14 protein-coding genes are annotated in these 21,788 nt (G+C 61.0%); 9 read left to right on the top strand and 5 right to left on the bottom strand.

Annotated elements, in window-relative coordinates; all coding sequences use genetic code 11:
• Nucleotides 1-407 precede the first annotated feature (407 nt).
• From AC3IF1_RS10210 to AC3IF1_RS10200, 3 genes are all read right to left on the bottom strand, one after another.
• The gene (locus tag AC3IF1_RS10210) at nucleotides 408-677 is read right to left on the bottom strand and encodes a hypothetical protein (protein ID WP_489217453.1); all 270 of its coding nucleotides are present in this window, start codon (nucleotides 675-677) and stop codon (nucleotides 408-410) included.
• A complete protein-coding gene (locus AC3IF1_RS10205) occupies nucleotides 670-2,706 on the bottom strand; it encodes an AAA family ATPase (RefSeq protein ID WP_489217452.1) in 2,037 nt (678 codons plus the stop codon). Before AC3IF1_RS10205 ends, AC3IF1_RS10210 begins: the two co-directional genes overlap by 8 nt.
• 154 nt (nucleotides 2,707-2,860) lie before the next feature.
• A complete protein-coding gene (locus AC3IF1_RS10200) occupies nucleotides 2,861-3,187 on the bottom strand; it encodes a hypothetical protein (RefSeq protein ID WP_489217451.1) in 327 nt (108 codons plus the stop codon).
• A gap of 348 nt (nucleotides 3,188-3,535) precedes the next feature.
• Here AC3IF1_RS10200 and AC3IF1_RS10195 point away from each other — a divergent pair, with 348 nt between their 5' ends.
• Nucleotides 3,536-3,970, top strand: coding sequence for a DUF2326 domain-containing protein (locus tag AC3IF1_RS10195; protein ID WP_489217450.1), 435 nt, complete (start codon nucleotides 3,536-3,538; stop codon nucleotides 3,968-3,970).
• Nucleotides 3,971-4,115: 145 nt separating this feature from the next.
• Here the strand turns inward: AC3IF1_RS10195 and AC3IF1_RS10190 are convergent, their stop codons facing one another.
• Nucleotides 4,116-5,600, bottom strand: a complete 1,485-nt coding sequence (locus tag AC3IF1_RS10190) for an argonaute/piwi family protein (RefSeq protein ID WP_489217449.1) — start codon at nucleotides 5,598-5,600, stop codon at nucleotides 4,116-4,118.
• Entirely contained in the window at nucleotides 5,584-6,933 is a 1,350-nt protein-coding gene (locus AC3IF1_RS10185; protein WP_489217448.1) for a DUF4365 domain-containing protein, read from the bottom strand. The genes AC3IF1_RS10190 and AC3IF1_RS10185 overlap by 17 nt, the downstream gene beginning before the upstream one ends.
• Nucleotides 6,934-7,127: 194 nt before the next feature.
• Here AC3IF1_RS10185 and AC3IF1_RS10180 point away from each other — a divergent pair, with 194 nt between their 5' ends.
• The 8 genes from AC3IF1_RS10180 to AC3IF1_RS10145 all read left to right on the top strand — a co-directional run bounded on the left by AC3IF1_RS10180 (nucleotide 7,128) and on the right by AC3IF1_RS10145 (nucleotide 21,743).
• Complete coding sequence (locus AC3IF1_RS10180) at nucleotides 7,128-8,507, top strand: AlbA family DNA-binding domain-containing protein (RefSeq protein ID WP_489217447.1); 1,380 nt, start codon at nucleotides 7,128-7,130, stop codon at nucleotides 8,505-8,507.
• 441 nt (nucleotides 8,508-8,948) lie between these two features.
• Entirely contained in the window at nucleotides 8,949-9,146 is a 198-nt protein-coding gene (locus AC3IF1_RS10175; protein ID WP_489217446.1) for a hypothetical protein, read from the top strand.
• Entirely contained in the window at nucleotides 9,143-9,616 is a 474-nt protein-coding gene (gene brxF, locus AC3IF1_RS10170) for a BREX-3 system P-loop-containing protein BrxF (RefSeq protein WP_489217445.1), read from the top strand. The genes AC3IF1_RS10175 and brxF overlap by 4 nt, the downstream gene beginning before the upstream one ends.
• A 27-nt stretch (nucleotides 9,617-9,643) precedes the next feature.
• The gene (locus tag AC3IF1_RS10165; RefSeq protein WP_489217444.1) at nucleotides 9,644-13,336 is read left to right on the top strand and encodes a DUF6079 family protein; all 3,693 of its coding nucleotides are present in this window, start codon (nucleotides 9,644-9,646) and stop codon (nucleotides 13,334-13,336) included.
• An 11-nt stretch (nucleotides 13,337-13,347) separates the two neighbouring features.
• The gene (locus AC3IF1_RS10160) at nucleotides 13,348-16,173 is read left to right on the top strand and encodes a DNA methyltransferase (RefSeq protein WP_489217443.1); all 2,826 of its coding nucleotides are present in this window, start codon (nucleotides 13,348-13,350) and stop codon (nucleotides 16,171-16,173) included.
• A 148-nt stretch (nucleotides 16,174-16,321) separates the two neighbouring features.
• Nucleotides 16,322-18,997: a DEAD/DEAH box helicase gene (locus AC3IF1_RS10155; RefSeq protein ID WP_489217442.1), complete on the top strand. Its 2,676-nt coding sequence runs from the start codon at nucleotides 16,322-16,324 to the stop codon at nucleotides 18,995-18,997.
• A complete protein-coding gene (gene pglZ / locus AC3IF1_RS10150; RefSeq protein WP_489217441.1) occupies nucleotides 18,994-21,024 on the top strand; it encodes a BREX-3 system phosphatase PglZ in 2,031 nt (676 codons plus the stop codon). The genes AC3IF1_RS10155 and pglZ overlap by 4 nt, the downstream gene beginning before the upstream one ends.
• Entirely contained in the window at nucleotides 21,021-21,743 is a 723-nt protein-coding gene (locus AC3IF1_RS10145; protein ID WP_489217440.1) for a hypothetical protein, read from the top strand. The genes pglZ and AC3IF1_RS10145 overlap by 4 nt, the downstream gene beginning before the upstream one ends.
• Nucleotides 21,744-21,788: the final 45 nt, after the last annotated feature.

Below are 21,788 nucleotides of genomic sequence, written 5' to 3'. Positions count from 1 at the left end.
GGGCGAAGATGCGATTGCATCTGATGGAGTTGTGGGTGCGGCAGGCGCAGTAGGTCGACGTTAGACAAGGCGAACTGCCTCGGTCCGGGCATCTACCGTTGGGATATGTTCCGTGGAGTCATGGAAGCCTCCCGTTCCGGCGGTTCGCCGGATGCCTGGCCAGATGAAGGCCGGCTCGTGGAGGGTCTAGGTCGGCCAGGGCTCCCGGCCGAAGGTCCGCAACGACCTTAGGCTATCGAGCCAAGCTGACGATAGGCCCGCTCGGAGGCGGCCATGTGTTGCGCGACGTGTTCCATGACGCTAATTTTGCATAGGACCCATTTGGGATCCAGGCGAATCTGGAGAACTGCCAAGCCAGTTCGGAGCGTAGTGACTACGAATAGTTTTTACGGATCACATTCGATTCCTCATTCGGGACATCTCGGTCCCGAGGGAGGCGAACCCTCCAGGGATGCCGGACTAGGGCCGGTTGGGAACCTGACGACGTTGCCTTCGACCTTGCGCCGGTAGCAGGCTTCCAGGGCGGCCTCCTCGGCGACCTGAATACCCAAGTCGACCTCCACCAGGATTGAGCCGACCAGGTCGTCGAAGGTCTGCGGGTCGTGATGGAGGGCGCGCCTTGCCTTCAACAGGCCGAGCATGACCTGGGCGATCCGCTCATCGGGGTCCTCAAGCATGGGGGCCTCCCTTGCCGGGCTTCCGGGCTCCCTTCGAGCCGAGCGTCTGAGGGCCCGCGATGATCTCGCGGACTTCGTCTCCACCCATCACACGGCGCTCGACCAGCCGGTGCGCGATCCGGTCGATCAGGGCGGCGTTCTGGCTGACGAGGTCCCGGGCGATGGCGTAGAGTCGAGTGAGGTCCTCATCGACTACCCGCCTAAACGCCGGATCGATCCTAATTAGCTCTAACGCGTCAACTTGGTCGCCTCTGAAAAGCAAACTTTGTCCCAGTCCCCACGAGGCGTGCTTCCCGGCCACCAGCGCCGTCGCATGCGCCAGGTCCGAGCTCGAACCGCCGGCTGAGCCCGAGGTCACGACATTCCAGTGCTGATCGGCGGCGCGGCCGGCCAGGACGCTGATGACAAGCGCGTCGAGCTCTGTCGCCGACATCATGCTCGTGTCGTTCAGGCGGCTCGTGGTCCGGCCTGCAAAGGCGCCCTGGGCGACGAGGGAGACCGTTCGAACTTCCCCAATGTTCTGGACCTGTAAAATCGCTGCGTGACTAGCCTCATGCCGTGCCACCGAAAGTTGTTGAGCCGGTGTGCGAGTTTCCGGTGGCACGATCTGACCGATGAGGTCCGCCAGGACCATCGGACGCTTGCCAGCGGTTGCGATCATACGGGCGCCGGCAGCCCATCCGGCGATGTCGGCTCCGGTGGCGCCGGCGCCAATCGCCGCGATAGGTGCAAGGTCTTGGTCGGCGAGGGCGCCTGCGAGGTGCTGGCGCAAAATGCCCTCGATTGCTTGCTCGTCCGGCAGGTCGATCCTCACGACCCGGTCGAGGCGGCCCGGCCTCGTAAGGGCCGGGTCCAACCTCTCGGGGAAGTTGGTGGCGCCGATGATGATCAGCCTTGATGCCGGGCTAGAAACCGCTCCGTCCAGAGTCGTCAGGATGTGGGAGACAACGGCTACCCAGTAGTCACGGTACTTGCTGTCGCATGTCTCGCGGTTAGGAATGCTATCAATCTCATCGATTAAGAGTACGCCCCCGGATTGCGATGCCTCCATGAATACCTCATCTACCTTGCGGCAAATATCATTGAGATAACCACCCGTCTGAGCAAACCAGGCGGACACGCTCGTTGCTGTGATATTTACGCCCAAAGACTTGGCAACACTGCGCGCTAGCGATGTCTTGCCGGTTCCGGGCGGCCCAGCCAAAATGAACCGCGTTCCCGCTGCCGGCCATGGTGCTCCACGGCGATGAGCCTTGACGGACTCGACGAGGGCCCTGGCGTGATCTCCCGCTGGCCCGTAGCCCCAGGTATCCTCAACCAAGGGAACGTCGGCCAAATCCAAGGAGCCAGTCCGCTTCGAGGCTGAAGCTGCCTTGAGTCGGCGGACGCAATCTCGTGGCGTGCTCCCCTTGCGGAGGCAGCTTGTGATCTCGTCGAAGCCCAGGCCCTGGACGATGTCGGCGGGCAACCGGCCGGCGCGGCGCCCGGTGACGAGCCGAATGGTCGCTCGCACAGCCTTCGGGGAGGGTGACTTCAGCTCAATACGAAGATCGGCCGCCGTGATGAGGGCCGCAGGCAGGTAACGGTCTGGGGCTGTCGTTACGCCGAGAACGCTCCGACCGGCGCCGAGTGCGGCTGCCACGGTGTCGTTCCCGACGCTCGGCTTGTCCGATGTCTTGCTCCCGCCAGTTCCTCGCTTAATCACCTCGGTCCAGGCTCGCAAAGACGTAAGGGCAAGCGCGATAGGCCCGATCCAGTCCGGTCCGGGAACTGCCACCACCAGCGCTAGGCTCGGCGGCGCTTGGATGCGGGTGATGACCTTTGGCGGCAGCATCGCGTGCAGCATGCTGACCGCGAGCACCATGCTGACGCTCGCCGTGGCCAGCACCTCCTCCGGTGTGGGCGGCTTGCCTTGCTCATTGGTGGGCTCGCCGTACACGGGATAGCCGTCGTCGTAGGCGTCCTTGCACTCCTGGCCCGTCATGCGGGTGAGGCGCTTCAGGGCTTGGGCGGGGGTCTTCTTCGTCATGGCGGCGGCCTTCATCACGAGGCCGCCGCGCGCATCCATGTGCGCCGGTCAGGCCCCGGGGGGTGTCTCGGGTCGGGTGTGGGAGAGGGGCCGCCGTTCGGCGGACCGGATCGATATCGGTTTCATCGATTGGCTCGCTTGTGGTTGGTCGGGGTCAGGATTCGGTCGGATCGCCGGGGTCCCATCCGTCGAAGTCGACCCGACGGGCGCTTGCGGAAACCTTGATGCCCGGCCGAGCCGGCGCCATCCGCTCGCGCAGCATCTCGGCCTGGCGCTCGGCCTCGACCAGCACGGCCTTGCCGAGGGCGATGAGGACGGCGGCGACGATCCGGGCATACGCCTGCGGCGGGAAGGTCTCGGCGGCCTGGGCCAGCCTGCGGAAGATCTCGCCGATGTGGCGCGCCGTATCCTCGGCATCCGGCGGTGGCGCGGCGAAGGAGGCTCGGGTGGACGGAGCGATGGCGTCGACGTGATCGGTCATGGCGGCCTCTCGGGCCGCCGGACGCCTCGGCGTCGGTCAGGCCCCTGGGATGGTCCGGGAAGCGGGCGCGGTCCCGCCGACGGGCGGGCGACGTCGCGCTATGATTTTGGGAAGTGGCACGGCTCGATCCGGGTGTGGGGCGATTGCGCCGGGGAACGGATGGCGAACGGTTGCAGCTGGAATTCGACGGCGTCAACAGGCCTCGGTAGTTCCTGGCCGGTCGCCGGCCGACTTTCTCCGCGGGCGGTGGATCGCTGTGGAAGATACCCCCGTGTTTCGAGGAAATCCGGTCCGGGACCCGTGGCGGGCCAGGCTCGGGGCGGGAACGCAAACCGGCGGGCAACTGTCATGGTCGACGAGGACATCACGGCCCTCTACGACGACCATCAAGGCAACCTCATCGTCGCCGCGTCCAAGACCGGTCCGAAGATCGGGATCACCATCCAGGGCGGGGGCAACCTGGGCGGCATCGACATGATGAAGATATTCTGCTTCGACACGATGCTGTACCGCGTCGCGACCGAACGTTTCGCCGGCGGTCCGGGCTTCCTGATCCACGACAGCCACCTATTCGACGGGGTGGACGCGCGGCAGGTGAGAGGTGCGATCACGTTCGGCGCCGAGGTCGCCCGGTTGGTGAATGGGCAATATCTCGTCGCCATGAACAGCGACGAGTTCGACCGCACCGGCATGCAGGTCGATCCCGAGGTCTCGGAGGCCGTCCTCCCGGTCCGCCTGACCGATCACGAGACCGGCGGACTTTTCGGCTTCCGCTTCGACTGAGACGGAGCCCCTTGCCGGGGCCGGATCGGCGTTGCCGAGCTCCCGCTCGGGCACCATCGATTTGGGCGGACCGTGGGGATTCGCGACGCCGAGGGCAGCGCACAACGAGACGTGCGTCCCGCTGCGCAAGGCCGGTTGACCGGGGTCACATGTAGAAGCGGTACCGTGGGTCCGGCAGCGTTCCGGTGGGCACGTGCTTCAGGATCTCCCCGACCTGGCGGGCGGCACGCATGGTGATGGGCAGGCCGCCATCGAACTGGGTGTTGTTCCAATTCATCTTCGTGAGGGCCAGGGTCTCACGGAGGACCGTGTCCCATGACGGGGTGTCGAGGCGCTGGGCCCGCATCATCAGTGGGTTGGGCACGTACTTGCCTGGGTAGGTCCGGAAGAAGTCCACGCTGCCGCGGGTGTAGAGGATCGAGGCGTCGTCATCGAGGCGCAATGCCGTGCCGCGGAGCGGAGGGTAGACGCCCGGACGCACCAGTTTCACCATCGACTTGCGGGGGAGCCAGATGAAGTCGGCCGTGTCGATGCCGACGTTGTCAATCGCCTTTTCGAGCCCTTCCATCTCGGCGCGGTGGAAACGCGAGCTCTTATGGATGACCAACCGCGCGGGGTAGTTGCCCCATTCCCGCTTGTAGGTCGCGAGGGCACCGCGCAGCAGGGCATAGGCGTCTTCCGACGAGAGGTATGGCTGTCTGTTGGCCTTGTCGCGCAAGGCCGTGCCGCCCTTCAGGATCAGTCCCTCCCCGCGTTCGTCGAAGAGTTGGGCGGAACTGCTCTGCAACGCCTCGCGCGCCAACTCCTCGTAGAAGCTGATGCCGATGAACAAGGCAGGGAAATCCCTCTGGTCGCGGACCATGCGCCAGGGAGTACCCCCGGATTTGTAGTAGAGGGCTCCGAACAGGTTCCATGCCCGCGTGGCCTCGTCCTGGACGGTCCTATCCGACAGCTTGGCGAGTTTCCTCCGTACGACGGCGGTGTTGTCGAAGGTCGAAGGCCAGACGATCTGGATCGGAACGCGGTAGGCCATGGTCGCGGCCTTGAGTGCCCCCCGGAAGTCCTTGCCGGTGTTCTCGTCCTCCTCTTCCTTGGCCTCTTCGTCGGTCGCGGCGGCGGCATCGGGGTCGCGGCGCATGTTCTTGATGCGCTCGATGACCTCGACCGGTAGGGCGCAGAGGATCGCCTGCGGTGGATGTTCGCTCTCGGCGAGGCTGCGGACCTCGTCCGCGAAGATCTCAACCGCGAGCCTGACCGCCGTCTCGTCGTTCTCCTCGGAGGTGATCCTGTTGAGCCTGGCGGTCGTGACCACGCGCTCGTTCCTGCCGTCGACCTCGAACCAGCATCGGAACGGGCCACCGATCCCGCACCCGGGAAACGACGGGAACAGGTTGGGCTGCTCGCTTTTCTTGGCCGGGATCTCCTGTTCGCAACGGGCCAACCAAGTGCGCAGTCCCTCGACGGTCCGGCTGGAACCGACGATGCCCAGGCTCACGGTACGCGTTCGGTCGGTGCTGAAGTCGACGGGGCCGTACTCGATCAGGCCGAAGCGCATGTCCGGATGGCGTGCGCCTCCCGCGAACTCCAACAGCGGCTCATGGATGTGCTGGAGGCTAAATGAGGAGCTCATCGACCATCTCCTCGCGGTCCACCATATCGGCGGCCGTCGCCATGGACTTCTGCTGGTCGGCTTCCTCGCGCTTCATCCAGAGGTCGTCGGGGACGCCGTAGGGATGCGTCAGGCTTTCGACGGCCTCGAACCGGAGGAAGGGGTAGTCGCGGCGGAGCAGGTCCCCACGCTCGGTGAGGATGCTGCGCCACATCCCGATCTGGCCCCTGACGTTCGAGTTAGTCTCGAAAAGCTTGATCTTCTTGAGGCGTTCGGAGGCGAAGGGATGCTCGTCCCATCCGTCCCGCGTGAAATGGTAGGTCGGCTCGACGGCGAGGTGCCAATCGCCGCCGAACATCACGAACCGGGGATAGAAGCCCTGGTGCCGATAGTAGGCGGCGCCCTTGCCGTCCTTCCCGCGGCCATGGGCCGATACGACCTTTCGCTGCGTGCGGTTCTGGAAGGACCGGTAGCTGATGGTGCGCTCGATGCCGCCGCGCCGATCCGCCTTGAAGTAGTGGAAGCGCTTCTGCCGGTGGAACGAGAGGCGCTCGTGGGTCCGTTCCGACAGGCACCTGCCGAGAAGGTTGACGAACCGGCGTTCGGTGACGTCGCCGTCCGAATCCCACCACTCGCAGGCATCGATGGCCTCGGCTGCCCCCGCGTCGCAGGCATCCTCGAACAAGGGGTCCGTGAGGTCGCGGAACGAGATGATGTAGCCGTCGTGCTCGATCCAGTCCCGGGGTGGGTATTCCTGGTGGCGCAAGAGCGCCTCGCGGATCTCGCCGTACGACAGGTCCGTCGGGGCGACGTGCAGCATCTCGGGGTGGAGGACCTTGAGGAGGTTCGTGTCGAGGCTCTCCTCGGCGCGGCACGAGGGCGTGATGAGACCTGGCCTGGCGAAGGCGGAAACGATGTCGGCGAAACGCCGGACGCTGTCGCCGGCAAGGAGGTCGGCGGCGAAGTCGAACACGACCTTCCGCTGCCGCCGGCGCTCCGGTTCCTCAAAATAGCCCTGGAGGGATTTCCACCAGATGCGCTCGGTTTCCAGGTTCACGACGACCAGGATCACCGGGGTGTTTGACTGCAGCCAATACTCCAGGTCGCGTTCGGTGCCGAGGTACGAGAATGTCTCGCCGTTGTTCTCCGAGAGCGTCTGGATCGTCTTGATCTGCGAAGCGATGAATTGGGCCCTTACCTCGCTGGTCTCGGGGTCCCGCAACTCGATGAAGCCGTCGATGCCGGCATCCAGTGCCCCTGTCGCGTGGAAGCTGAGGCCCACACCGAGGACACGTGCAGTGAACAGTGCCGCCCCGGCTTGGCCGGACAACTGCTGCTGCGTGATCTTCTTCATCCGTGACGCACCCCCGCCACTCCCGACGGCGACGTCGGAGCGGTTCGACGCCGGGCGGCGACATGCCTCTCTCGGATGCAACTACGGCCCAGGTCAGCGGGTTATGTCGCCTGGACCCTTTTTGTTCCTGCAGCCCGAGAGGGTCGCGGACGGTCTGGACCGATGGTTGGGATAGCCCGCATCAGGATGGGATCATGACCATCGACGAATTTGATCCCGGCATGCTCTCCGACCTCGTCGATCACCGTCGGGAGGAACCGCATATCGAGTACAAGGCCTGGATGCCTCTGTCCGACAATGCGGTTAAGGCGAAGACCGCCAAACACATTTGCGCCCTTGCGAACTACGGCGGTGGTTGGCTCCTGTTCGGCGTGAGCGACGACGGCACCCATACGGAGCCGCACCCTGGATCGCTCGACGGGTACAAGCAGGACACCATCAACGGCATCTGCGAACGGTATCTGACACCCGCGCCTCACTGCCAGGTGCTGACCGCCCGGTCGCGTGTGACCGGAAAGGACTACCCGGTCGTGCGCGTCCCGCCGCATGGGACGGTGCCTGTCTGTGGCAAGGTGGATGGTCCCAGAGTCAACAGTCAGATCGTGGGCATTCAGCTCGGCACCCACTACATCCGCGCCCAGGGGCCGAAATCGATTGCCATCGACAAACCCGAGTTGTGGCGCGAGGTGATCCACCGCTGCGTCATCAACGAAAGGGACGCCCTCCTCGGATCCATCGGCCGACTGTTCGACCGGCCGTCCGTACCAGCGGGTCCCGCCGCCTTGGATGCCCTAGTAGAGGCGGCTTCCGCCAGATGGGCCCAGTCGGTCCTTGCCCAGGGCTGGCCGGTAGATCCGAAGATCCATCGGGTCGCCTTCGCCTATCGCATCCTCGATGCGGAGGGAGGCCCCGTCGCGAGGGCGTCCATTTCCGGTCTTCGGGGAGCCCTGAGACGAGCGTCGAGTGAGTCGGATGCAGCCATGGAACTGGGCTGGAGTTTCTTTCTCCAGGCTGGCGGCGAGACCGATGCTCCCAAGGTCATCGTGGAAGGCGAGGTAGAAGGGCTGGAGGCCGACATCGTGACCCAGGACGGTCGCTATCAGTCCCTTCCAACGCTCTGGCGCGCCATGACCGACGGTACCGGCTTCGAGGTCCGTACCCAGCCTGAGGATTCTGAGTGGGTCCATTCGGCCATCAACTCCCGGCGAACGCCTGGATGGTCGAAAGGCGAGCGGATCTCGCCATCGATCCAGTTGAAGAGAACCTATCAGTTCGTGGCCTTCGTGCATGCGTTGGCTAACTCCCTCCCAGATGCGGCGGAGATCGAACTCGCCGTGGACCATTCAGGGCTGAAAGACAGGTTCCTCGACAATGGCACGGCCGGCACTTGGCTGCCGCATGGCAAGGCGGCCGTCGACACTCGCCGCCTCAGGGTGAGGACGTCCGTTTCGGCATTGGCCGGCGATGGTACCTTCGACGCCACCATGCGGCTCGTTGCGCCTGCGCTTCTGCTGTTCGATGGATACGAACTGCGACCTGACGCGGCTCGGGCATTTCTGCTTCACAACCGATGAGATGTGTCGGTCCCATAGGGACGCGAAAATGAGCTTCGGATCGGCGTAAGCTGCCGCGTCTCCTTCTCCTAGATCGACCAGTGGTCGTGGGGATCCGCGACTTCGGGGGCAGCGCATAGCGGGACGCGCGTCCCGGTGCCCGCTTCCGGTATCAACCGTCGGTTAGCCATTTCGGGATGACGGACGAGACATTTCCTGGCCGAAGCAACCATGCCTGGCACCGAGGAGACTGCGGCCACTGCGATGGCAATTGTAGTCCCGTTGCGACCCTTCGACGAAGGGTCGGCAGTCACAATGACGAGCCGAGGGGGCCGTTGGCCGTTCTATCCACCCCGCCACGGCGCTGGTTGGGCAGCATCACTATTGCGTTATCCCGAATCCAATGAGAGGTTGCTTTCGACCACTGCAGCCACTGCGAGCTATCGAGATAGCCATCCGTTCATGAGCGACTCCGAGACAGAGAAGAGGAAGCGGGAGCGCGCCGACGGTCGGCGCCAATTCCTCGTCCACGTCAGCCCTGACGTCATCAAGGACGTGAAGAAAGCTGCGGTCGATGACGACACCACGGCGTCGGCCGTCACCGAGGATGCGTTGCGTGCCTGGCTCCTGGCTCGGTCAAAGGCTCAGCGTGGATCATGAGGCAGGTCGCGAGCAAGGATATCGACGCCATCGAGGGCATGCTCGAACATGTCGGTGGCGGCTATCACCGATTGCTGCTCGTGGTCCGCTCGCCCGATGCGTCGCCTTCCCGAGCGCTACATGCCGTGGCGTCCAAACGAGGCGGCGAAGTTCTCAACCTGAACCTCGTCCTCGCCGAGCGGCTCGCACCCCTGTCCAATGCGGAACGGGCGCGGGGCGTTGAAGGCATCCTGCGAGACATCATCAACTCGGCAGGCTGCGATCCCGTCTTCGTCGACCATATCGAGATCCTCTTCGATCCCGAGTTGAGGATCGATCCCCTTCGCCTCCTTACGACCCTATCCCGGTCACGGACCATCGTCGCAGGCTGGCGAGGGAAACTGGAAGACCGGACGCTCTCGTATGCCAGGTCCGATCATCCCGAGGGCCGAACGTGGCCGAACCTGCAAACGCCGGCCATCACGATCTGACCCTCCCTACAAAACGGAACCTACGGCATGAAATACGCCGACCTGATCCAGTTCGAACCGGTCGAGTCCGTCGTCCAGTTGCGAGAGGCCGACGCGGAGGTCGAGGCTCGCAGGCTGGTCGACACGTTCGTCATCTCGAACCGGGTAAAGGGCATCCTCAAGGACACCGTCTTCCCCCATCTCCAGTTCGATCACGACGCCGACAACAAGGGGCTGCTCGTCGTCGGCAACTACGGCACGGGTAAGTCGCACCTGATGGCGGTCATCTCCGCCATCGCCGAGCGCGGCGAGCTGGCGACCCGGCTCACAGACGCCTCGTTGGTAGAGCCGGCCGCCTCGGTCGCTGGCAAGTTCAAGGTCATACGAGCGGAGATCGGGTCGACGACGATGTCCCTGCGCGACATCGTCTGCGGCATATTGGAGAACGGACTAGCGTCGATTGGGGTTTCGTACGCCTTCCCGAACGCCAACGAGCGACACGAGAACAAGTCGGCGCTCATCGAGATGATGGCTATCTTCGAGCAAACGTTCCCCGACAAGGGTCTTGTTCTTGTCCTGGACGAGCTGCTCGACTACCTGCGCTCGCGTCGCGACCAGGAAGCGGTCCTCGATCTATCCTTCCTGCGCGAGATCGGCGAGATCAGCAGCGGCACCCGCTTCCGATTCATCGCGGGCGTTCAGGAAAGCCTTTTCGACAACCCGCGCTTCCAGTTCATCGCCGATCCGCTCCGGCGCGTGAAGGATCGCTTCGAGCAGGTCCGCATCGCACGCGACGACGTCGCCTTCGTGGTGGCTCATCGCATCCTCAAGAAGACGGCACAACAGGAAGCCGACGTCCGGGCTCACCTGTCGAAGTTCGGTCCCCTCTACGGTTCGCTGACTGAGCGCATGGACGAGTTCGTCCGTCTGTTCCCCGTCCACCCAGCCTACGTCGACGTCTTCGAACGGGTCTCGGTCGCCGAGAAGCGCGAAGTGCTCAAGACCTTGAGCGTCGCCATCGGTCGGATCATCGACAACGAGGTGCCGACCGACGAGCCCGGGCTCATCGCCTACGACAGCTACTGGCTGAACCTGAAGGACAATCCTTCCTTCCGGGCCGACCCCGATATCAAGGAAGTCATCGACCGCAGCACCGTCCTTGAGGACAGGGTGAGGTTGGCCTTCACGAAGCCGGCCTACCGGCCCGTAGCATTAAGGATCGTTCACGCCCTATCGGTCCATAGGCTGACCACAGCCGACATCTATGCCCCTCTGGGACCGACAGCCGAGGAACTTCGCGACGATCTCTGCCTCATCCTTCCGACACCCCAGAAGGAGGCCGACTTCCTCAAGTCGCTGGTCGAAACCGTGATGAACGAGATCGTCAAGACGGTCAGCGGTCAGTTCATCTCCCACAACCGCGACAACGGACAATTCTATCTCGATTTGAAGAAGGACGTCGACTTCGATGCTCTCATCGAGAGGCGGGGGGAGTCCCTTGAAAGCTCGAAGCTTGACGAATACTATTTCGATGCTCTCAGGCGCGTGATCCTCGAAGATCCTGATGCCGCACAGTATGTCCCCGGATACAGGATCTGGGAGCACGAGCTGCAATGGACCGAACGCAAGGCCGGGCGTAGCGGATATCTCTTTTTCGGAGCACCGAACCAGCGCTCGACCGCGCAACCACCGCGCGATTTCTACCTGTACTTTCTACAGGTCTACGAAGTCCCTGCATTCAAGGACGGCAAGGGCGCAGACGAAGTTTTCTTCCGGCTCGTCAAACGCGACGCTGTTTTCGAGCAAGCCTTGAAGATGTTCGCCGGCGCGAAGGAATTGTGGACCGAGGCGTCCAGCGGCAACAAGCCCGTCTACGACAAGAAGGCTGCAGACCAGCTCAAGATCCTCACCGCCTGGCTTCGCGAGCACATGGCGACCGCGCTGGAAGTCACCTACCAGGGCCGCGCGAAGACAATGCAGGCGACCGTCCAGGGACGGTTGCCCTCGACGCCGACCGTCCGCGATTACGTGAACACGGCCGGTTCCGTGCTGCTGGCGGCCCATTTCGCGGACCTGGCACCGAAGTATCCAATCTTCCAGATCCAGGTCACGGCCCAGAACAGGGCCCAGGCCGCGCAGGAGGCCTTGCGCTGGATCGGAGGCTCGGTCAGGTCCAAGCAGGGAACCGCCGTCCTCGACGCGCTGGGCCTTCTTGACGGTGATGCCCTACGCCCGCACGAGTCCGAGTACGCCAAGCAGGTCTTGGCATTGCTCACAGCCAAGGGACAGGGACAGGTCCTCAACAGGTCCGAGCTCGTCTCGTCGCCCTTCGTCGGGATCGAGGTGTGGACCGAGTTCGCCATGGAGCCCGAGTTCCTGGCGGTGGTGCTCGCCGCACTGACCCACAACGGCGACATCGTCATCAACATCCCCGGAAGGAAGCTCGACGCCTCGTCGGTCGACCAGTTCGCCAAGATCCCGGTCGCCGACATCGCCAACTTCAAGCACCTGGAGCGACCGAAGGACATTCCTATCGCCGCGCTGAGGGATCTCTGCGAACTTCTCGGCGTGCCACCCGGCTTGATCGTGGATCCCGCTAACCGCGACGCGGGCGTCGCTCAGATCCAGGTCAAGGCATCCGAGACGATCAACCGCCTCATGGTCGCCGCCGCCAAGCTGGACGACCTGATGTTCTGGGGCTTGGCGGTCACCACGGTCCAGGAACGGGAGGATTGGCGCACGCGCCTCGGCGGCGCCAAGGCATTCCTCGAAGGTATCCAGGCATTCAACACGGCTGGGAAGCTCAAGAACTTCCCGCACGATAGCGCCGCGGTCACCGGTCAGAGACAGGCCCTCGATCTTTGCAAGGAGGTAGAAGGACTGGTCACCCTGATCGACCAGCTCAGTCACCTAACCAACTACCTCGCGAAGGCCGAGATCCTTTTGGACAAGGAGCATCCTTGGCAGTCGACGGTGCGCACGGCCAGGACGGAACTGCTCGTTGGATTGGGCGATCCCCAGACGCGTGCATCGACTGCATTCCGGCAGAAGGCCACGGAGCGTCTGGTCAGCATCAAGGCCGACTACCAGCAGGGCTACCTTTCGTTGCACAAGGCGGCCCGCCTGGGTGCCACCGAAGACAAGCGCAAGGACAAGCTCGTCAAAGATACGAGACTGTCCAATCTGCGGGCTCTCGCCGGCATTGAGGTCATGCCCAGCGTCGAGCTTCGTACGACGGAGAACGAGCTCATTGGCATCCGGTCCTGCTTCGCCGTGACGGCCGGCGAACTGGACAAGGAGCCCCTCTGCCCACGCTGCCAGTTCCGCCCCTCCGACGAGCCTCAGCACGCGAAGCCGGCTGACCGCAGGCTGCGCGATGTCGACGAGAAGCTCGACGCCATGACGTCGAGCTGGACGAAAACGCTTCTCGAAAACCTGGAAGACCCGAGCGTCGTGGCAAACGTTACGCTCGTCTCGGATTCGGGGGGTAAGGCCGATATCGAGGCGTTCATGGCGGGCAAGGCGATGCCTGACGTCGTGGCGAAATCGATCGTGAAAGGTCTTCAAGAAGTCTTCGGCGGGCTGCAGCGCGTCGGGATCGAGCCTCAGAGCCTCCAGGCCGCACTCAACGATGGTGGGATGCCGTGCACGGTAGCCACCCTCAAGGAACGTTTCGACGTCTTCCTCAAGACGGTTACCCACGGCAAGGACCCGTCGAAGGTCCGGATCGTCATCGAGTAGGGATGGATACCATGTCGAAGCGCGTACGGGCACTTGACCCAGATCTCTTTCTCGATGGTGACGGACAGGGTCGACTGTTGGGGAAGACGGTGGAGCAGACCGTGCTCGACGGGAACCGGATCGAGTGTCTTGGGCTAAATTTCCCGAATGAGGAGGCGTGTCACGTCCACTTCACCGAGCTCCTCCGGGTGAAGCTGAAGGAACCTGCATTCCGGAGCCAACCGGGTTTTCCAAACGGTTCCGACGAGGACATCATCAGGATGTCTAACGCCCCATGGCACACCGCCTGCCCCAATCCGTGGCTCGCAGCGTTCGTGAGTCAGTACGGCAAGCCCTACGATCCTTCGGTCAAATATGCACGAGAGCCGATGGCTATCGACGTATCCGAAGGGAAGACCGACCCGATCTACAAGGCCCATTCGTACCATACGAAGGTACCGCATCTCGCGATTGTCCCGTCGATCCTGCACTACACCGATCCAGGCGACATCGTGCTGGATGGTTTCTCCGGATCGGGGATGACCGGAGTTGCCGCACAGTGGTGCGGGACGGCGCCTTCGGCGTATCGGCATGAATTAGAGGCGGATTGGAAGAAAGCGGGCAGCCAACCTCCGAAATGGGGCGCCCGCCGTGTTGTGCTTAACGACCTATCGCCTGCGGCAACCTTCATCGGCGCCAACTACAATTTGCCCTTTGATGTCGACGCATTTGCAAAGGCTGGGAAAGCTCTGCTACGCGATATCGATAAAGAAATTGGATGGATGTATGAAACTCTCCATTCAGACGGAAAAACCAAGGGTAAGATCGAATACACAGTTTGGAGCGAAATATTCTCTTGCCCTCAGTGTTCCACTGAAATAAATTTTATCGCCGAGGCGCTTAAAGATGACGGTCGCGTCCGTGATCTGTTTCCGTGCCCTCACTGCGATGCGGAACTTAATAAAGATAGACTTGAACGTGTAATGGAAAGCCGTATCGATCCGGCTACGAAGCTTCCTTTTCAAAGAGTAAAATTTCAGCCGGCTTTCATCTTCTATTCCTCTGGAAAGGCTAAACATAAGAAAGTTCCAGATGAATTAGATTTTGCAAGACTTAAGAAGATAGAAAGCCTTGCCTTACCGTCGAGCATGCCTACAATCCGTTTCCCTATTGATCAAATGTATCATGGGTCACGGATCGCCCCCAAAGGCTTCTCAAGCGTGCATCACTTTTTCTTCCCTAGGGCGGCGCAAGGAATTGCATCGCTGTGGGAGAAAGCTAACGCCTGCAGCGATGCTCGCACAAGACTGATGCTAATATACTTTGTTGAGCAGGCGATATGGGGAATGTCTGTTCTTGCGCGGTACGCACCTACGCATTTCTCGCAAGTTAATCAGTATCTCAATGGCGTTTATTATATTGGCTCTCAGGTGGCCGAATGCAGTCCATGGTATATATTAGATGGAAAGCTTAGTAGGCTGGAAAAAGCATTCCGCGGATATAAAGTTAAGCAGCGGGGTACGGCAATTTCAACCGGAACGGCGACAAGCCTTCAATTACCCAATGAGTGTATTGATTATGTTTTCACAGACCCGCCCTTTGGAGAGAACATATACTATGCAGACCTAAACTTTCTTGTCGAAGCATGGCATGGAGTTACGACAAATTCATCGCCAGAAGCGATAATGGATAAATTTAAAAATAAGTCTCTCCTCGACTATCAGCATTTGATGCAAAACTGTTTCGAAGAATACTTTCGCGTCCTCAAACCCGGGCGGTGGATGACGGTCGTTTTTTCCAACAGCAAGGCATCTGTTTGGAATGCCATTCAGGTTGCTCTGCAGCAGGCTGGCTTTGTCGTTGCGGAAGTGACTGCTCTCGACAAAGTTCAAGGTAGTTTCCGTCAGGTTACGTCAACGACGGCTGTAAAGCAGGATCTAGTCATATCTGCTTACAAGCCCAATGGCGGCTTGGAGGAGCGGCTCGCTGATCGTGGAGCAGCACCAGAGTCCGTATGGGACTTCGTTCAGACCCACCTTCGGCAACTACCGATTTCGAAAACAAGGAATGGAGTATTAGAGTTCGTTGTCGAACGCGATCCACGTCGCATTTTCGATAGAATGGTATCCTGGTTCATCCGTCACAACTTGCCGGTTCCCGTCTCCAGCGCAGAGTTCCAGGAGGGCGCTCTAGTTCGTTTCCCCGAGCGAGACGGCATGATATTCTTATCCGAACAAGTCGTAGACTATGACCGCAGGAGAATGCTGGCGTCACAAGCTCCGCAGAAAGAATTGTTTGTCTCTGATGAGCGCAGTGCAATCGATTGGCTGACCGATACCCTGCGTAAGCGCCCATCAACCTACCAGGAAATTCACCCACAATTTACAGTCCAAGTTGGCGCGGGCTGGCAAAGTCATGAAGAGAAGCCGGAGTTATCATCCCTGCTTACGGGAAGCTTCTTAGAATACGATGGAAAAACTGAAGTGCCATCGCAAATTCATGGGTATTTATCCTCTAATTACAAAGAATTGCGAAGCCTTGCAAAGGATGCCCCTGAACTTCAAATTAAAGGCAAGGGACGCTGGTATGTTCCAGACGCGAAGAAACAGGAAGATATAGAAATACTTAGAACCAAGGAGCTTCTTAGGGAATTTGAATCTTACAAAATAACTAAAGAAAGAAAAATCAAGTTATTTAGAACTGAGGCAGTAAGGGCTGGATTTAACGACTGCTATTCAAAACAAGATTACAAGTCAATTATATCGGTTGCATCCAAGCTGCCAGACACCCTCGTGCAGGAAGATGATAAGCTTTTAATGTACTATGATGTCGCAGTCCTGCGTCTGGGAGCCACGTGAAGCGACCATGAAGGCTGGTGAATGGTGGCGGAGCCTTGATCATGGCGAACCTTGCCGTGTGATAGAGACGGAGGCGCTGTGGGGGCGCTCGACCTGCCTTGTCTGGCTCCCCCGGCGCGGTGGAAGCGCACGAGTTCGGGTTGACCGGTTGGAGGCTCTCGACTTTCAGGAGGACGGCTTCCTCGACCGCTTGGCTTATGCAGGCGCGGCGGCGCGTATCGCCGATACCCTCGAAACCGATACCTTGGTTGCTCCCCTGGAAGGGAAGGTCACGCCCCTTCCGCATCAGATCCGTGCACTTCAACGCGCCATCTCGGGCGACCGCATCCGGTATCTCCTGGCCGACGAGGTCGGGCTCGGGAAAACCATCGAAGCCGGGCTCATCGTCCGCGAGCTTAAGATCAGGGGATTGGTGAAGCGCGTCCTTGTGGTGGCGCCCGCCGGCCTTGCGTTGCAATGGGTGTCCGAGATGCGGACGCATTTCGACGAGGACTTCAGGTTCGTCTCCCCGGGAGCCTTCCCGGCCATGCGTCAGGTCATGGGTGTCAACGATGACGCTAATCTCTGGCGTTTGAACGACCAGGTCATCTGCACCTTGGATAGCATCAAGCCCGTCGAAAGCCGCAGGGGCTGGTCACCCGAGCAAACGGCTCGATACAACCGCGAGCGGTTCGAGGACGTCGTCTCTGCCGGGTGGGACCTCATCATCGTCGACGAGGCACACCGCTTGGGGGGCAGCAGCGACCAGGTAGCCCGTTTCAAGCTAGGTGAAGCCCTAGCGCAGAGTGCGCCTTATCTCCTTCTCCTTTCGGCGACACCTCATCAGGGGAAGACCGACGCATTCCGGCGGATGATCGGTTTTCTTGACAAGGACGCCCTCGCCGACGACGAGCCGATCACTCGGGATCTGGTGGCGCCATATGTGATCCGCACGGAGAAGCGACATGCCGTTGATGCCGACGGTCAGCCACTCTTCAAGCCTCGCTTCACCCAGCTCGTTCCCATCGCCTGGGACGAGCGGCGCAAGGAGCACCGTGCTCTATACGAGGCGGTCACCAGCTACGTGCGGGACGGCTACAACAAGGCGCTGAAGGAGAAACAGACGGCCGTCGGCTTTCTGATGATCCTAATGCAGCGTCTCGTCACGTCGAGCACGGCAGCCATCAGGACGGCGATGGAACGGCGCCTGGAGGCCCTGGACCAGCCCGAAGGCCAACTCACTCTCTTTCCCGAAGACATCGAGAACGATTGGACGAACCTGGAAGACCAGGCCCAGTTCGATACGATCCTGAAGGTAAGGTTGAAGGGCCTCCGCAACGAGCGTCGCGAAGTCGAGCTACTCCTCTCCGCCGCAAGGCGCTGCGAGGCATTAGGCCCGGACGTGAAGGCCGAAGCCTTGTTGGCAAAGATCGACGAACTCAAACGGGACGCTGGTGACCCCGATACCAAGTTCCTCGTCTTCACTGAGTTCGTGCCGACCCAGACGATGTTGGCCGAGTTCCTGAAGAACCGGGGCTACGATGTCGTCACCCTCAACGGCTCGCTCGATCTGGAGCAGCGGCGTCAGGTCCAAAAGCGCTTCGCCGACGACGCTCAGGTCTTGATCTCGACGGACGCCGGAGGGGAAGGCTTAAACCTCCAGTTCTGCCACGTCATCGTTAATTATGATCTGCCGTGGAATCCTATGAAGCTCGAACAGCGCATCGGGCGTGTCGACCGCATCGGACAGGCGAATGTTGTCCGAGCGCTCAACTTCTCCCTCCAGGACTCCGTTGAGCTCCGTATCCGCGAAGTCCTGACCGACAAGCTTCAGACCATCCTTACGGAGTTTGGCGTGGACAAATTAGCGGATGTCCTCGATTCCGAAGAGGGCGGCATTTCGTTCGAGGCGTTGTTCGCGCAGGCGATCATCGATCCCGTAGCTGCTGAGCGTCGCGCCGTGGAATTGGTGGACGAGATCCATGAACGGGCCTCAGCGGCTACGTCTGTGATGGCAACACTGGCGGATACCGAAGAACTTGATGCGTCGGAGGCACGGCGTCTCGTCGAGCATCAGATGCCGTTCTGGACCGAACGCATGACCGTTAGCTGGCTGCGGTCGCGAACCAGCGAAGGCGCCGAAGTCGAAGCCACGCCGCGAGGATATTGCCTACGTTGGGACGACGGCCATTCGGTACCCAAGGCCGTATTTCGACGTGCTGATGCCCTGGCTGATGGGACTACGCTTCTGACCCTGACTGATGCACGGTTGAGGCAGATGGTGGCGGGACTTCCAGTGCATGCGCCCGGCCAGCCTGTTCCGACCGTCGTAATCCCCGAAATATCGGAGCGCACGACGGGGACGTGGTCGATCTGGCGGATCTCATTCGCTTCGTCGTCCGGACGAGAACAGAGTTTCCTTTCAGTCTTCGTCTCTGACGATGGGAAGTCCTACGCCGCCACCGCCCGCTTGGTCTGGGAAAAGGTCATCGCCTCCTCATCCTCGTTCGGGAAGGGCGGTATCCAAGCCGGCGAGGAGGCCATCGAGATTTACGGAACGTCGCGCGAGATGGCTGTACAAGCCGGCTCGACAGCGTTCGAAAACATGGCCGCCCGTCATGAGGCAGCTTTGGGCCGAGAGCGCGCCAAAGGGCTCAGAGCCTTTGCAGCGCGCCGGCGCGCCACGGAACGTCTTGGACTTGCGGCCGTCAGATCCCACAGGCTGAAGTTGCTGGACGAGGATGAGGGCATCTGGGCCAAGGGCCTGCACGAGAGATCGTTGGCCACGCCGGAACTCACGGCAATCGTCATGGTACGCGTCGGTCAAGCTGGGGCTATCAGTTGACCCGTGGCATCATGAACACGTGGCGGAACGAGATCCTCGCCCGCTTCACGCCTGATATGGCCCATGCCTGCCGACTGACGCTCGCCTCTGATCCGAACGGCCTGCTCGCGGATGTCGAAGTGGCGTCGGAAATTAGGGCAGCCGGGTTCGAAGTCGTCACGCTTGATGATCCCGTGGCGTTCAGGCTTGCCTTCGAGAGGCAGCATCGTCCGGGATGGGAGACGGGCGGTCGCGATGTCTCGCTCGTCGTTCGCACGATCCTGCCCGATCCGACCAGATTGCCGTTCGACCTAGTCGTCCTGGCCGAACGCGACGCCCGGATCTTCAGCTTCAGCATCGCGGCACTCCTGCCGGTGATCTCGCCAACCCCCCTCGGAAGCCTCGATGCCACTTACGTCGAAGCACTTTACGATGCTGTCCAGCGGGTCAGGCCGAGATCGCTCGGCGTCGACGCGACCAGGGATTTCATCCTACGTCACGTCTTCGATATCGACGTCGACCAGATATCGAGTCCCGCCAATCTCCTTCGGGTGTTGCTCCGTAAGCATTACCGTGACGACCGCCTCCCGGAGGAGATCGAGGTGCGGCTGGTTGAACAGCTTCATAAATCCGGACTTTGGAAGGCATGGCCCCTGGACCGGCTGGTGCGAAACCGAGCCGAGTTCCTCCAGTTCATCGAGGAGCGTTGGCCCGTGTTCGCATCAGCGGAGGCTGGCGTCCCGCCATCCGATGTCAGCGAACTGAAGATGCCCGGTCCCGTCGACCTGCCGTTCGGCGATAAGGATGTGCGGGCCTATGTCGACAACATGTTCTCCGATGGGATGATCGCACGGACGGATGCGGTGTCCCCCTCGGCGCTCGGCAGATCCTGGGCGGTCATCGGCGTCCGGGGGATTGATGGTGAGGACGGTGTAATAAGGCTTCGAAGCCTACTCCCCAAGATCGAGCACGAGTTGCCGGAAGAGCAAGCGACTCACTTGGAATGGCTAGTATTCGGTCGGCGGTGGGCCGAGATCGTGAGCCTCTGGGCCGCATCTCATGACCGGCTGGCAGACACGGATGGACAAGCCAAACGGCAGTTGGAGGATTCCGTCGACGCACGGTTCACCAGCTGGATGCTCGCGCGCTTTGGAAGCCTGCATAGCCTCTCGTACCTGCCGCGGCCGATCATGGTGCACCACATTCCGCGGTATCTCGCCCATCGTCGACTATCGAAAGGACCGAACAGCCGGGTTGCAATCATCGTGGTCGATGGCCTTGCTCTGGATCAATGGCTAGTTCTCAAGCGCCATATGCCAAGCGATCTTGAGGCACCGGATGAGCACGCGTGCTTCGCGTGGGTGCCGACACTCACTGCGGTCTCGCGCCAATCCATCTTCGCGGGCGAAGTCCCATCACGATTTCCTGACAGCATCCACGATACGGCGGCCGAGCAAAAACTTTGGCGTAGGTTCTGGGAAAACAACGGGCTGAACGCGAGCCAGGTCGCCTTCTTCAAACAGTCCTCTGGCGTCAGCGAGGACGACTTCGTCGATGGGCTTGAGACGGCGGCTTCACGACCGTTTTGTCGAGCGGTCGGCGTGGTGCTCACGACGGTCGATGAGATGACCCACGGCGCTGTCCTCGGCACGTCGCAATTGCATCAGGATGTCGAGACGTGGGCTCGGCGAGGAACCGCATGGAAATGCGTGCAGGCATTGTTACGGTCGGGTTTCGACGTCGTACTGACGGCGGACCACGGGAATGTCGAGGCGACCGGCATCGGTCGCCCGGACGTGGGAGCCCTTGCAGAAACCCGGGGCGAACGGGTGCTGATCTTCAACGATCAGATCCTCCGAGCTCGCATAGCCGCTGACAACCCAAGCTCAATTGAGTGGCCTTCAATTGGCCTGCCGCCGAACTTCCTTGCGCTGATGGCTCCGTCTCGGAATGCATTCTCGACGAGGAACAGCACCATCGCGACGCATGGGGGTATCAGCATCGGGGAGGTGATGGTCCCGCTTGTTGAGTTTAGAATTAACCGATGAGCGAATCCCAGAAAACCATAGGCTTCGACCGGTCGATTGAAATGCATTGGCTCGACGCAACGGCGAATTGCGTGATCACCGACGCGTCCCCGAGCGCCGCCCGTGCATATGTCTGGGCCCTCTTGGAAGGAGATGTCGAAGGAACGAAACTGAACAGTGCACGGGGTAAGACCGCCACCGTGCTGAACCGGATCTGGATCGTTCCGCCGGCGAGACTTGGATCACTGAGGGATGATGCGCTGGCCTGCTTTGCTGACGCGGATGCCGACGGCCGTCTTGCGCTGCATTGGGCGATGATGCTGGCGGCCTATCCGTTTTTTGCCGACGTGGCAGAGACAATGGGGAAGCTCGCGCGGTTGAACGGCGATGTTTCCATCGGACAAGCGATCCGCCGAACCACTCCAATTTGGGGCGACCGCACTACAATACCTCGTGCCGTTCAAAGAATAGTGCGTTCCATGGTTAAGTGGGGTGTCCTACGGGAGAACTTGAAAATGAAAACATTCGCACTTTCATCGCCCATATTAATCACAAACACTGCTGTTGCGGAGATCCTCGTCAGATCCGTTCTTTTGAAAACTGGGCATGGAATGCGTACGGACGAACTCCGTCGTAACGCTACGATATACCCATTTGTCTTGGATAAATTTGAACCTGCAGCATGGAAACATGTCAAGCTGAGCCGTCAAGGCGATAGGACCGATTTTGCTGAAATCTAGGTTTGAATTACGGCCCTAAGTCCTCGTTCGTTGCAGACCCACTCC

This window comes from Methylobacterium sp. E-012 (assembly GCF_057836545.1).
Note: the sequence above shows the minus strand (reverse complement) of the source record. Positions and strands in the feature narration are given on the sequence as shown.

Excerpts from the sequence above, each read along its gene's own strand:
- AC3IF1_RS10210 (WP_489217453.1), bottom strand. The coding sequence starts at position 677 with ATGCTTGAGGACCCCGATGAGCGGATCGCCCAGGTCATGCTCGGCCTG.
- AC3IF1_RS10205 (WP_489217452.1), bottom strand. The coding sequence starts at position 2,706 with ATGACGAAGAAGACCCCCGCCCAAGCCCTGAAGCGCCTCACCCGCATG.
- AC3IF1_RS10200 (WP_489217451.1), bottom strand. The coding sequence starts at position 3,187 with ATGACCGATCACGTCGACGCCATCGCTCCGTCCACCCGAGCCTCCTTC.
- AC3IF1_RS10195 (WP_489217450.1), top strand. The coding sequence starts at position 3,536 with ATGGTCGACGAGGACATCACGGCCCTCTACGACGACCATCAAGGCAAC.
- AC3IF1_RS10190 (WP_489217449.1), bottom strand. The coding sequence starts at position 5,600 with ATGAGCTCCTCATTTAGCCTCCAGCACATCCATGAGCCGCTGTTGGAG.
- AC3IF1_RS10185 (WP_489217448.1), bottom strand. The coding sequence starts at position 6,933 with ATGAAGAAGATCACGCAGCAGCAGTTGTCCGGCCAAGCCGGGGCGGCA.
- AC3IF1_RS10180 (WP_489217447.1), top strand. The coding sequence starts at position 7,128 with ATGACCATCGACGAATTTGATCCCGGCATGCTCTCCGACCTCGTCGAT.
- AC3IF1_RS10175 (WP_489217446.1), top strand. The coding sequence starts at position 8,949 with ATGAGCGACTCCGAGACAGAGAAGAGGAAGCGGGAGCGCGCCGACGGT.
- brxF (WP_489217445.1), top strand. The coding sequence starts at position 9,143 with ATGAGGCAGGTCGCGAGCAAGGATATCGACGCCATCGAGGGCATGCTC.
- AC3IF1_RS10165 (WP_489217444.1), top strand. The coding sequence starts at position 9,644 with ATGAAATACGCCGACCTGATCCAGTTCGAACCGGTCGAGTCCGTCGTC.
- AC3IF1_RS10160 (WP_489217443.1), top strand. The coding sequence starts at position 13,348 with ATGTCGAAGCGCGTACGGGCACTTGACCCAGATCTCTTTCTCGATGGT.
- AC3IF1_RS10145 (WP_489217440.1), top strand. The coding sequence starts at position 21,021 with ATGAGCGAATCCCAGAAAACCATAGGCTTCGACCGGTCGATTGAAATG.